We start from the raw sequence: 11917 nt of genomic DNA, 5'->3' as shown, positions 1-11917 counted from the left end.
AATTCAGCATCATGGTATGTTGAAAGAATTGTTCGCAAATAGTTTTTGGTCGATAGTAGGAACTTTTATTTCTAAAATATTATTATTTCTAATATGGATTTTTGTTGCAAAAATCTTGCAAGCTAAATTGTATGGTGAATTTAGTATCATTCGTAGTACAACCATGCTATTTGCGGATTTTGTAGGTTCAAGCATAGGATTGGCGGGAACTAATTATATCGCAAAATATTTCCCAAATGATAATGTGAAAGTTGGAAAATTGATAGGGATATTTAACATGTTTAGTTTTGTTTTCGGTATTATTTTATTCATTCTTTCTTGGGGCTTTTCGGATGTAATAGCGTTAAAAATGTTGAATAAACCAGAATTAACTGGATATTTGAAAGCATCATCTATTGTAATATTAGTTAGTTCTATTAATAATAATCAATTTGGAATCTTACGAGGTTTTAATCGATACAAATGTATTAGTAAAATTAATTTACTTCAGATCGTTTGTGCATTTCCCGTGTATTATGTGTGTACCTATTTTTATCATTTGAAGGGTGCCGTTTTTGCCTATATATTTTATAATGTGATTGTGTGTGTATTTGCTCGAATCGAGTTGAGAAAAGTATTAAAAGAGTATCAATTAAAACCTTCTTTGAACAAGTGTATGCTTGAATGTAAAATGGTATTGACATTTGTGTTACCTTATATAACTTCCGGACTTTTGACTGCTGCTTTATCGTGGTATAATGAAACGAGGCTTGTGTCTGTTCCCAATGGCTATGTACAAATGGGATACTATTCAATCATAAATGTGATTTTATTGATTGTAATAGGGGTTGCTTTTATGGTATGTATACCATTTGTTAGTATGATGTCTAAGTATCGAAAGTCAACTGATATTTTGTTGTTGGAAAAACTGAATATTTTATTGCCATTACAAGTGGCTTTACTAATATCTGTTCCGTTAATTCTTTTTCCTGAAATTGTTAATTGGGTATATGGAGCATCATATAACATAGAAAATATTCGTCAGATTTCTAATTATATGTTTTTCTTTGTTTTTTTGGGTGTGTATCGCCAAGCTGTTGCTCGTTTTGTTGCCGTAAAAGAAAAGACTTGGTTGTATTTAGTTGATAATGGGATTTTTACCTTACTTTCTGTAGGGTTATTTTTTTATTTTTATGAATATGGTGTGTTAGGGTTTGTGTGGGGGCAAACGATTGCTTATGTATTAGTAGTATTGTTATTTCTTCCCTTATATTTGAGGTATAAAATAATGCCTTATCATGTAGTAAAAGAGCCTTCTTTTTTTCTTTCTTTTTTCTTATTAATTTTTACTTTTTTGTGTTCTTTTGGTGGTTTATCGTTTATCGTGAAATTTGTTATTTGTATTGTTTGTTTGGCAATAAATATATATTGGTGTTATAAAAATTATATTTTGAAAATAAATAGGTTATGAATCTTTTATCGATACCATATAAAATATGTTGTCAATTTTTTTTATGGTTAGTTTTTGTTATTTCTGTATTTGTTGATATGTATAATGGGTATATTCAACATTATTTTAATACAACTCCTTTTTTCCCAGCATTGTACAAGGGGTTTATTTTAGTTATATGTTTAGTCGTATGCTTATTGAATAAGTGGAGTACTTTCTTTAAATGTGCATCGTTATTATTATTTATTTATGTTTTGACTTGGACTTATTGGTGTGTGTGTGAACCTTATTTTGATTTAACTAGTGAATTGAATTATTTCATTAAATTTTCTTTCTCATATTGGGTTTTGGCATTTTTATTTGGAATGAAAAAATATATCAATAATGATGAATTTCTAAAATTATTGACGCAATATGGGGTAATTGCTGCTTTTTCTATTATTGTTTTGTTTTATTTGGGGTTAGGTGTAAATTCTTATGGTGAAATAGATTCTGCATATGGGTTTGGAACAAAAGGTTTTTTTACTGCGGGAAATGATATTGGTTTAGTTTTATTACTTACGAATTGTTTGTTATGTTATCTGTATCTTTCTACACATAAGATTTATTATTTGATAAAGATAATTGTCGTTACAATAGCTACAATTATGCTTGGTACGATGGCGGGAATTGGAGGGAGTATTATTGTGTGGATAATGTTGATATATTTCATTTTATTTTCATCTAAAATTTTTTTGACTCGAGGAAAAAAAATATTTATGTTTTTGGGAATGTTTGTTTTATTAAGTTATATCGTTTATAATGTATTTTATCTCTTCTCTGAAGATAGTTATATGTTAGAACGATTTTATGTATTATTAGCGGGTGGGTCGCGTACAAGTTTAAAAGAAGCTGCAGAACAAGTTTTTGAAGGTTTTAATATAATACAATGGGGGCTAGGGAAAGGTTATACAGGATTTGGAAGGAGTGTTGCATTAATTCGAAATGTAGAAGGATATCGTTTGACAGAAATGGATATGCATGATCTGATTGGGTATTACGGTATTATTATAGGGGGAGTTGTGTTATTTTTTTCTTTTTATGTCTTATATATTACTTTTTGTCGTTATATAAAATATAAATTGCCAATAAATTTTTGGGGAATAATAGCAGTATGTTTATTTATTGGTCATGGTTATTTTGCAGGGCATGCTTATTCAAGTACGCAATCTTCACTTTTATTTGTAGGGATTGCTTTTATTATACTTTCGACGAAAAATGAACAATTAGTATTAGTAAATAATAATTCTTATTTATGAAATATTTAGATGCAATAAAGCATATTGTAAAGAAAAGCCGTTGGGGAAGTTATGTTTTTAGTCCATTCCCTAAATCATGGTTGTATACGTCTGTTTATAATGATGTTATTTATTTGTCTAGACAGAAAGAGTTAGGGCAATTGGATATAGTAAATATTGCTCTTAGAAAGAAAATGAAACATGTTTTGGAAGAAGCGCTATTATATGTTCCGTGGTATCGTGATAATGTAGATATTGATCCGGCATCATTAACAGTTGAAAATATTTATCAAAAGTTAGAAGAATTTCCTTATCTAACAAAACAAATTGTGATGAATAATTGGGATAATTTCATAAATGAAAAGTATCATGCGGATAAATTGAAAACAGGTTCTACAGAGGGCACAACAGGTCAAGGTATATTAATCGCTAATAGTCATCAAGAAATTGGGATGCAGAAAGCTTTTCATGAATGGTGGTTACGTGATATTAAATTTGATTATTTAAGGACAAGAATAATACGTATTGGGCTAGAAGCATTACGTGATATTTCATTAACTCCAGTTCAACGTTGTGGTAATCGATTATTGGTTTCTCCGGTACATCTAGTACCTGAATGGTTTGAAAATATCTATAATTCTTGTGTGAAGTTTGTTCCTGATGTGATACATTCCTATCCTACATTATTGTATTTATTCGCTAGATATATTAATGATAACGGTTTACAGCCGATAAAAGTGAAGGGATTATTATTGACTTCGGACGTTTTTTTATTCGCTCATTATGAAAATTTTAATAGAGCATTTGGGAGTCCTAAGATATATTGCAGTTATAATATGTCAGAACATGTTGCTTTAGGGAAGTCAATTGTAAATGAGGAGCAAAAAACAATTAGTTACCAATTGGATAATTTATATGCATATAATGAAAATCTTGAAGATGAATTTGGTAATTATGAAATTGTAGGTACTTCTTATTGGAATGAAGCAATGCCATTTATTCGGTATAAAACACAAGATTTTGGAAAAATTGATAGTAGTGGTTTTATAAAGTCTTTAGACGGAAGAGGACAAACGTTTCTTACTACAAAAAAAGGGAATAAAATATCTGGAATTGCAATTCTTGCATTAGAAGATTATGTTTGGAATTATATTGATTCGTTACAATTTGTACAAAAGGAGAAAGGGAAGCTGATTATTAAAATTGTACCTAAAAAGAATTATACGCAAGAAGTTGGAAAAAGAATTGTAGATGACATTGAGTTAAAATGGCCTGAATTATTTGACTATGAAATAAATATTGTTCGAGAGATATCTAAAGGGCGTTCTACAAAAGTAAATAGTATTATCGTTGATATGTGATTTATGAATTATATAAAAAGCTGTTTAAAGAATATCCTTTCTTATAAACAACGTCTAGCATTGAAAAAGTTTAAAAGAAAGATGGTAAATCAAAGTAAAGGAATTTTTCGAAAAAAAGTAACACTTGCGATGATGGAAAATTTCTTACTTAAAGAACTTGAAATAAAGAAAGGAGATCGTTTAATTGTTGCTTCAAGTTTCGGTAATCTGAATGCAACTTTTTCTCCAAAGGAATTGGTCGAATTGTTAAAAAAAATTGTAACAGATGAAGGGGTGATTATGATGCCTTATTATCCACCAGGAAATTCTTATGAATGGGCTAGGCAAGGAAATATTTTTGATATGCAAAACACAAAATCTTCGATGGGAATTTTGACGAATGTTTTTGCACATTCTGAAGGGGTTGTCAAAAGTATTCATCCTACAAAGGCTGTATGCGTATGGGGAAAAGATTCCAAGTTGATAGTTTCTGGACATGAAAATTCTACAACTCCTTTTTATTGGGATTCTCCTTATGGGAAATTATTGAAATTGGGATCAAAATCATTAGGTTTGGGTATTAAAAATATTCCAATTTTTCACACTTTCGAAGATGTTTTATTGTGTGGGGTTGAGGATTATTATGAATCTGAAATATACAATTTAAAAGTTAAAATTGAAAGTGGGAAAATAATTAATGTAAAGACAAAGGTTCATGATGAAGCATTAAATGCGAGATTGATTTTGGCTGGAGATTATGTGAAAAAAATTAACTGTACTTCTTATATTCGAAAAAAATTGGGATTTACATTTTGTTATATTGTAGGTAATAGTGAATTGTTTGAAAATTGCAAAATTGAATTTTCAAACGGACATACGAGATTATTGAAATGAAACAGATGTTGTTTACACTTGATTACGAGCTTTATGGAGATGGAAGTGGTGATGTGTTTAAGCATATAATAGATCCGACATATGCACTTTTAAATGTTGCTGATAGATATAATTTGAAATTTACTTTCTTTTTTGAGGTTATAGAATATTGGCGGCTAAAAGAAGAATGGAATAATGGTAATAAAATGGGATATACTCAAAACCCAATAGAAGCGATAGAAAAACAAATTCAAGATTTGTATCGTCAAGGTCATGATGTGCAACTACATCTTCATCCTCAGTGGGTAAATGCAAAATATCAAGAAGGACGATGGAATGTTGATTTAGCAGATTGGAAATTAGGAGGATATTTACACGAAGGAGAATATTCTCTTGTAAATTTATTGATAAAAGGTAAACAATCAATTGAAGAGCTTATAAAACCAATTAATCCCAAGTATCGTTGTATAGCTTTGCGTGCAGGTGGATATAATGTTCAACCATCAAAAGAAATTGTTAAAGCGATGCTGCATTCAGGAATATATGTAGATTCTTCAATTTATCCAGGAGGTAAAGAGCAAGGAACTCTTTCAAATTATGATTACACTAATATTCCTATAGATATAGATTACTGGTATGTTGGGGAAGAATTAGAAATGCAAGGAGATTTAGGACTGATAGAATTACCAATAGTTGCATTCCCTATTACTCGTTGGACGAAATATGTTTCAAGAGAACGGATAAAGTCGTTACTTCGGAATAAAGAGTCTGCAAGAAATACTTTTGACGCAAAAATTTGCGATAGGACAAAAGGTAAGTTTAGTAAAATCAAATTTTTTTTTGAAAAGGAATGTCAAACTTGGGATTTTTGTTTGTTAACTCCTTCTATGCACAAAAAGTTTCTTTCAATGATAAAATCGCAAGATAGAAATTTATTTGTTCTTGTTGGTCATCCTAAGAGCTATGTTGGAGAGAGAGGATTGAAGTATTTATTGAAAAGAACAAATAATGTATTTAAATATAAGACAATTAGTGATGTGTATGGACTTATTTTAAATTGAGGGATGATGCTGAAATAGAAGTAAATGTGGTCGTGGATAAGTCTATATACGAGGAGTTTATTGTTGCTGAGTTCTTGTGAAATGTTGAAAATGAAAGATGAAAGTGATTGATTCATTTGTTGTGTTGTGTGATTATTGTGAAAAAGAGAGGTTCCGTGGATGGGATCCGTATGACGGATTGAATTCACGGTTGTTTCAATTTCTTCCCTTTTTTAAGAAGTCTGCAGTCTGTAGATTGGTTTTGATACAGGGATTTAAGCGTAGTCCAATTAATTTGAGGCGGATGGCTTTAGTCCCGAAAGAATATAATGCCAAGGGGATCGGGTTGTTTTTGTCGGGGTATTGCAACTTGTATAAGGCGGTGGTGGAATTTCCGCGATTAGCAGAAAGGGTCGGAACGGCAGGAATGATAAAGACGAGGATTGAAGAATTGGCGGAATTGCTTATTTCATTGCGGTCGGAGGGGTATCGTGGTGCTTGCTGGGGGTATAATTTTGATTGGCAAGCACGACGGTTATTCTTATTTCCAAAGAATACACCTACGGTTGTGGCTACAAATTTTTGTGCTACTGCATTGATGGACGCTTACGAGGTGACAAAGAATGAAGGCTATTTGAAGTGTGCGTTATCCGCGGCTGATTTTGTTTTAGAGGATTTGCACAGGGCTGAATATAATGGCGGATTTTTATTCTCGTATAGTCCGTTAAAAGGGAATGATACGGTGTTTAATGCTTCTTTATTAGGAAGCCGATTATTATCTTATTGCTATTATTATACAGGCAAAGAGGAGTACAAGACGGCGGCAAGGGCTTCGGTTGTTGCTTGTTGCAAGGGGCAAAAAGAAGATGGTTCCTGGGTGTATGGTATGTTGCCGGTACAGGGGTGGATTGATAGTTTTCACACGGGATATAATTTGGACGGATTGATCGCTTACGAGGAACTGACGGGTGACGGATCTTTTCATGAAAATATAGAAAAGGGATTTGATTTTTATATTAAAAATTTCTTTGAGGAGGACGGTTGTCCGAAATATTATCATGACCGGAAATATCCTATTGATATTCATTGTCCGGGACAGTTGTTGGTAACGTTAAGCAGGTTGCATAAATTGAGTGATTATCGGGAGTTTGTGGAGAGGGTGTTGAAATGGACAATTGATCATATGCAGGATAAAAAAGGGTATTTTTATTATCAGTTGAAGCCTGGTATAAGTTCTAAGATTTCTTATATGAGATGGAGTAACGCTTTCATGTTTAATGCGTTGTCTTTTTATATATTAGAAACAAGTAAGTGCCCGTGAAATAGGTCGTTAATTTGAGTGATTATGATACAAAATGTATATTTGAATGGTGTGAGGGTTTATGCTTTTGTTTCTCATGAGGAATTGTTGGATCATGTGGAACGGGAGAAAGGTATTTTGGTGGCGATTAATGCAGAGAAAATTCTTCACGCTACGGACCAGACGAGAGGGATTATAAATCGAAATATAGGGTATTGCGATGGCATTGGGGCGGTGATGGCTATGAAGAAAAAGGGGTATAAGGAGGTGGTGAAGATTCCGGGATGTGAGTTGTGGTTGAAGATAATAGCTTCTTTGTACCAGAGTGATAAAACGTTTTATTTGGTGGGAGGGAAACAAGAGGTGATCGAGGCTACCGTGAATAAGTTGAAAGCGGAGTTTGAGGGAATTCGGATTGTGGCTTATCGCAATGGGTATATTCAAACGGAGGAGGAGAGGAGGAATTTGATAGAAGATGTCGCGGTGAAGAAACCTGATGTGGTGTTTGTCGCGATGGGGTCCCCGAAACAGGAGTTGTTGATGGAGGAAATGTTGGAACGTCATCCTGCGATTTATCAAGGGTTGGGGGGAAGTTTTGATGTGTACACGGGAAATGTGAAAAGAGCCCCGAAGTGGTGGGTAGATCATGGCTTGGAATGGGCGTATCGACTGGTGAAACAGCCATCAAGAATAAAACGGCAGATTTATTTAGTGAAGTTTTTGGTATTGGTGAAATTGGGTAGAATATGAAAAAGGTAAAAATAGTTGAGGGGGAAATTTTCACGGATTATAGAGGATTAATTTCTTCTTTGAATGGTTTTGATTTCGAGGGGGTGGAGAGGTTTTATTTTATTCATCATCCGGACGAAAGTATCGTGAGGGGTTGGCATGCGCACCAGTTCGAGAAGAAGTGGTTCTATTGCGTGAAAGGGGCTTTCACGATCGGGTTGGTGGAGATTGATGATTGGGAGCACCCGAGTGAGAATTTGAAGGCGGAGGTGTTTCATCTGTCGGAAGCGAAGAGCGAGATTGTTTGCGTGCCGGAGGGATTTGGGAATTGTATCAAGGCGGAAGAGCCGGGGGCGGTGTTGTTGGTGTTCTCGGGGAAGCGGTATGAAGAGGCGTTATTGGATAGTTGGCGATACGATAAGAATTTATGGGTGGATTGGGAGAAAAGGGAAGCGAGATTTAGATGATTTACGATTTGTGATTTTGTGATTGGCAATTGAGAAATTGATGATATGCCTCGGGCGGAGTGTGCCCGGGGCTTTTTTATTTTAATAATTTGTAATATTTATGCTATGAAAAATTTGTTGGAAACAAGGTTTTTCGCTTTGTTGGCTGAAGGTTCAAGTGTGAGTTTTGAAGACGAGAGTTTTAAAGTTGCCATTCGGGAGTTCGCGGGGGAGTTGCGAGAGGTGAGCGAGGCGGAAGATGAGCTCATGGTCAGGGAAAGAATGCTGACGGGAGCTCGGGTGGGGTTGGAATTCTGGTTGGAGCGTGTTGAGAGGGACGGCGCTTTTGGGAAAAAATGGGGAGGGGGCTTGTTGTTATATCCGGGTGGCGTTGAAGCTGGTGGAGGCGGAGTGCCGTTGGTCACGTGAGCGGGGGGATTGCCGGAGAACGGATGACAGTAAGAAAGCGGTCCGGGTGATGATCCGGTGGAAGTCGACGAAGTACAAGATGATGATCATGGAGTTGATCGAGGGGCTGGTGCTGGTGGATGAGTTGTATTCGCCTGCCGGGGATGCGTTGGGGGAGAAGGATCTGGTGGCGATGGTGAAAGAGGTGTTCGGGGAGGATATATCGAATTATCAGCAATTGCGGGAACAGTTCTTTGATCGCAAGCGGGAGTTGACGCCTTTTTTGAAGCGGATGATTGCCGCTATCTTGAAGGAAGCAGATAACAGGTGCGGGTGGAGGAGGAAGAATTAGGGATTCTGTGATTTGGTGATTGCCGATTGGGTGATTCCGTTAGGGGATGACTCAATCGGTAATTTTTATTTTTGGAAGTAGGTTGATAAAGTTTCTGCAATATTTTCGGATATATCCGAAAATTGTTGCATTTGTGCAAAATCTTTGGATATGAACGAAAAATTCAACCTACTTCGGAAGTATAATTTTGGGGGGACAAACTCCATTGATCTGGGGTATAAGCGAAAAGAATATACGGAAAAGATTGCCGATTATTTGGGAAATCGTTTGATAAAAGTATTGGTCGGTCAACGACGTTCCGGAAAAAGTTATATTTTGCGGCAAGTTGCACGACAACTGATAGATGATGGGGTAAAACCCGAGAATACGCTATTCATCAACATGGAATTCACGGATCTTGAGTTTTTAAAAACTTATAAAGAATTGGATGAATTGTTGAAAGTGTATAAAGAGAATCTGAAACCTGTGGGCAAGGTGTATATTTTCATTGATGAGGTGCAAATGATTGAGAGTTGGGAAAAAGTTGTCAATTCCTACTCTCAGGATTACTCCGATAATTATGAGTTGTTTATAAGTGGTTCGAACTCTAAGATGTTGTCCGGAGAATTAGCCTCGCTTTTATCGGGAAGGTATGTCTCGTTTGAAATTTTTCCATTCAGCTACTTCGAATTCTTGGGAATAACGAGTAAAAAAGAGGATAGAGCAAGTTATTTGGAATATATGCAAGGAGGAGGACTCCCCGAATTGTTTATGCTCAATAAGCAGGAGGTTAAACGAAATTATGTGTCTGCCGTGAAAGATACGGTGATGTTACGAGATATTGTTCAGCGTTATAATGTCCGGGACGCAAAGTTGCTTGAAGATATTTTCATGTATTTGGTGAACAATGCTTCTAATTTGGTTTCGGTTACTGGAATTGTTAATTATTTTAAAAGTCAAGGACGGAAAACGGGTTATGATGCTGTTGCTACCTATATCGGCTATATCGAAGATACGTTTTTGGTTCATCGGTGCGACAGGTACGATATTAAGGGGAAGGATATTTTATCAGGTAATGCAAAATACTATATGAATGATCTCGCTTATAAAAATTATCTCTACCCTGGATACGGGTATGGGTACGGGTTTCTTGTGGAGAATCTCGTTTATTTGGAATTAAAGCGGGCAGGATTCGATGTTTATGTCGGAGCCTTGCGTAATAAGGAGGTGGATTTTGTTACCAAAAAAGCGGATAGAATCATCTATTGGCAATGTACCTATATGCTGACGGATGAAGCTACTATAGAAAGGGAGTATTCCGCTTTTAAAGGAATTGACGATAATTTTGAAAAGATAGTGGTTTCTTTAGATGATATTGTAATGCCTTTACGAGATGGCATTAAACATGTTCAAGCATGGAATCTATATGCTTTACTTCGAAAAGAAGAATAGTAGAAGGTTTGAAATGAAAAATAGGTATATGTAGATAGGTCGGGGCTCTATGATTTGGTGATTGCCGATTGGGTGATTCCGTTAGGGGAATAGCTCGATCGGTAATTTTTATTTTTGGAATGGGGTTGATGGATAGATGTTTGCAAGGAAATGTTATGAATTAATAATTACGTGTAGTAGGCAGGTTGTGGGGATGCGCTAATATTGCATTCGCAAGTCGAGGTGATTTGTGATAATCATTTAAAAGAAAAAATTATGGCAAGAGTAAGTAGTGTTTTTAGGCTTAAAGGACGAGTCGGGAATATCGTCTTTTGCGAACGGGGCGGGAAGCTTTACATGAGGGCTTTGCCCTCGGTGGTACGTAACCCGAAAACGGCAAAACAGGAAGCGGTGCGCTCGAAATTCAGGGTGGCAGTGGAGTTTTATCAAAGGGTGAAGGAATCGCCTATCGGGAGAATCTGGAACGAGTCGGCGAAGGGAATCGCGGTTAACGGGTATGCTTTGCATATGAAGTTGAACGTGAAGGCTTTCAAAGAGGACGGGAAAATCAGGGATTTTTCGCAGATTCATTTTACGGCAGGGAAGAGGCAGTGCGTGTATGATTTGGTGGGGAAAATGGATGAGGAGGGGCAGGTGGTGTTGTGCTGGGATGGAGATTCGGGTGAGGAGGAACCCGAGATGGATGACCGGTTGGGGGTGATTGTGATTTATGGGAATCGGGAGTTTATGCCGATGGTCGTGGAGGGAGTGGAAGCCCGGAGGTGTGATGGAGGTGCAAGTTTTCGTGTTGACCGGGAGGCGGGCGTGAAAGTGCATTTATATTGTTTTTTCGTGTCGGATAAGGGTATGGAGTATTCAAATTCTCAATATATCTGTTTATGAGTGGGGTGAGTCCGATAAAGAACGTGGCGGATGCCGTGAGCGGGGTGGTGGAGCGATTGACTTTGCCTGCCCGGGAAAAGAAGCAACTGGAGGCGGATTTGTTACGATTGTTGCTGGAAAGAGAGCAGGAGTTGATACAGGCACAGGCTGCGTTGTTGCAGGAGGAGGGGAAAGGGAATTGGTTGCAACGGTCGTGGCGACCTTTGGTGATGCTGACGTTTGCCGCGGTGATTTTGATGGGTACGTTCACGAATATATCGATTCTCTCGGATACTTCCCGTTTTTGGGATTTACTGGAGATCGGGCTGGGTGGATATGTGGTCGGGAGAAGCGGGGAGAAAATCTTGACAACCCTCGCGAAGAGCCGACGCTGACACGATTCGGTGATGATTTACGATTTTAAATTGCGA

13 protein-coding genes are annotated in these 11917 nt (G+C 36.5%); all 13 read left to right on the top strand.

Annotated features, from left to right (window positions below):
• Positions 1-16 precede the first annotated feature (16 nt).
• The 13 genes from A3CY_RS0105535 (at position 17) to A3CY_RS0105475 (ending at position 11881) form a co-directional block, all read left to right on the top strand.
• A complete protein-coding gene (locus A3CY_RS0105535) occupies positions 17-1450 on the top strand; it encodes an oligosaccharide flippase family protein (protein ID WP_169503563.1) in 1434 nt (477 codons plus the stop codon).
• A complete protein-coding gene (locus A3CY_RS0105530; protein WP_018336910.1) occupies positions 1447-2727 on the top strand; it encodes an O-antigen ligase family protein in 1281 nt (426 codons plus the stop codon). Before A3CY_RS0105535 ends, A3CY_RS0105530 begins: the two co-directional genes overlap by 4 nt.
• Positions 2724-4067: an acyl-CoA synthetase family protein gene (locus tag A3CY_RS0105525; RefSeq protein ID WP_018336909.1), complete on the top strand. Its 1344-nt coding sequence runs from the start codon at positions 2724-2726 to the stop codon at positions 4065-4067. The genes A3CY_RS0105530 and A3CY_RS0105525 overlap by 4 nt, the downstream gene beginning before the upstream one ends.
• Before the next feature lie 3 nt (positions 4068-4070).
• On the top strand, positions 4071-4940 hold the full coding sequence (locus tag A3CY_RS20315; RefSeq protein ID WP_018336908.1) for an AAC(3) family N-acetyltransferase: 870 nt from the start codon (positions 4071-4073) through the stop codon (positions 4938-4940).
• A gap of 5 nt (positions 4941-4945) precedes the next feature.
• Positions 4946-5980 (top strand): polysaccharide deacetylase family protein, encoded by a 1035-nt coding sequence (locus tag A3CY_RS0105515; RefSeq protein WP_155828189.1) that lies wholly within the window; start codon positions 4946-4948, stop codon positions 5978-5980.
• 97 nt (positions 5981-6077) lie between these two features.
• Positions 6078-7280 (top strand): glycoside hydrolase family 88 protein, encoded by a 1203-nt coding sequence (locus A3CY_RS0105510; protein ID WP_018336906.1) that lies wholly within the window; start codon positions 6078-6080, stop codon positions 7278-7280.
• Positions 7281-7307: 27 nt separating this feature from the next.
• Positions 7308-8009 carry a WecB/TagA/CpsF family glycosyltransferase gene (locus tag A3CY_RS0105505; protein WP_155828234.1) on the top strand — a complete coding sequence of 234 codons (702 nt, stop codon included), beginning with the start codon at positions 7308-7310 and terminating at the stop codon, positions 8007-8009.
• Entirely contained in the window at positions 8006-8455 is a 450-nt protein-coding gene (locus A3CY_RS0105500) for a WxcM-like domain-containing protein (RefSeq protein ID WP_018336904.1), read from the top strand. Before A3CY_RS0105505 ends, A3CY_RS0105500 begins: the two co-directional genes overlap by 4 nt.
• Positions 8456-8560: 105 nt before the next feature.
• On the top strand, positions 8561-8863 hold the full coding sequence (locus tag A3CY_RS0105495; RefSeq protein ID WP_155828188.1) for a hypothetical protein: 303 nt from the start codon (positions 8561-8563) through the stop codon (positions 8861-8863).
• Complete coding sequence (locus A3CY_RS20310) at positions 8781-9194, top strand: hypothetical protein (RefSeq protein ID WP_169503561.1); 414 nt, start codon at positions 8781-8783, stop codon at positions 9192-9194. Before A3CY_RS0105495 ends, A3CY_RS20310 begins: the two co-directional genes overlap by 83 nt.
• A 150-nt stretch (positions 9195-9344) precedes the next feature.
• The gene (locus tag A3CY_RS0105485) at positions 9345-10625 is read left to right on the top strand and encodes an ATP-binding protein (RefSeq protein ID WP_018336901.1); all 1281 of its coding nucleotides are present in this window, start codon (positions 9345-9347) and stop codon (positions 10623-10625) included.
• Between the two features lie 255 nt (positions 10626-10880).
• Entirely contained in the window at positions 10881-11507 is a 627-nt protein-coding gene (locus tag A3CY_RS0105480) for a DUF6266 family protein (protein ID WP_018336900.1), read from the top strand.
• Positions 11504-11881 carry a 3TM-type holin gene (locus A3CY_RS0105475; protein WP_018336899.1) on the top strand — a complete coding sequence of 126 codons (378 nt, stop codon included), beginning with the start codon at positions 11504-11506 and terminating at the stop codon, positions 11879-11881. The genes A3CY_RS0105480 and A3CY_RS0105475 overlap by 4 nt, the downstream gene beginning before the upstream one ends.
• The last annotated feature ends 36 nt before the right edge of the window (positions 11882-11917 follow it).

This window comes from Butyricimonas synergistica DSM 23225, assembly GCF_000379665.1.
Taxonomy (GTDB): Bacteria; Bacteroidota; Bacteroidia; order Bacteroidales; family Marinifilaceae; genus Butyricimonas; species Butyricimonas synergistica.
This window is presented reverse-complemented; position numbering and strand designations above follow the sequence as displayed.

What these genes read in the sequence shown, in the direction of transcription:
- A3CY_RS0105535 (WP_169503563.1), top strand. Translation starts at nt 17, where the DNA reads ATGTTGAAAGAATTGTTCGCAAATAGTTTTTGGTCGATAGTAGGAACT.
- A3CY_RS0105530 (WP_018336910.1), top strand. Translation starts at nt 1,447, where the DNA reads ATGAATCTTTTATCGATACCATATAAAATATGTTGTCAATTTTTTTTA.
- A3CY_RS0105525 (WP_018336909.1), top strand. Translation starts at nt 2,724, where the DNA reads ATGAAATATTTAGATGCAATAAAGCATATTGTAAAGAAAAGCCGTTGG.
- A3CY_RS20315 (WP_018336908.1), top strand. Translation starts at nt 4,071, where the DNA reads ATGAATTATATAAAAAGCTGTTTAAAGAATATCCTTTCTTATAAACAA.
- A3CY_RS0105515 (WP_155828189.1), top strand. Translation starts at nt 4,946, where the DNA reads ATGTTGTTTACACTTGATTACGAGCTTTATGGAGATGGAAGTGGTGAT.
- A3CY_RS0105510 (WP_018336906.1), top strand. Translation starts at nt 6,078, where the DNA reads ATGAAAGTGATTGATTCATTTGTTGTGTTGTGTGATTATTGTGAAAAA.
- A3CY_RS0105500 (WP_018336904.1), top strand. Translation starts at nt 8,006, where the DNA reads ATGAAAAAGGTAAAAATAGTTGAGGGGGAAATTTTCACGGATTATAGA.
- A3CY_RS0105495 (WP_155828188.1), top strand. Translation starts at nt 8,561, where the DNA reads ATGAAAAATTTGTTGGAAACAAGGTTTTTCGCTTTGTTGGCTGAAGGT.
- A3CY_RS0105485 (WP_018336901.1), top strand. Translation starts at nt 9,345, where the DNA reads ATGAACGAAAAATTCAACCTACTTCGGAAGTATAATTTTGGGGGGACA.
- A3CY_RS0105480 (WP_018336900.1), top strand. Translation starts at nt 10,881, where the DNA reads ATGGCAAGAGTAAGTAGTGTTTTTAGGCTTAAAGGACGAGTCGGGAAT.
- A3CY_RS0105475 (WP_018336899.1), top strand. Translation starts at nt 11,504, where the DNA reads ATGAGTGGGGTGAGTCCGATAAAGAACGTGGCGGATGCCGTGAGCGGG.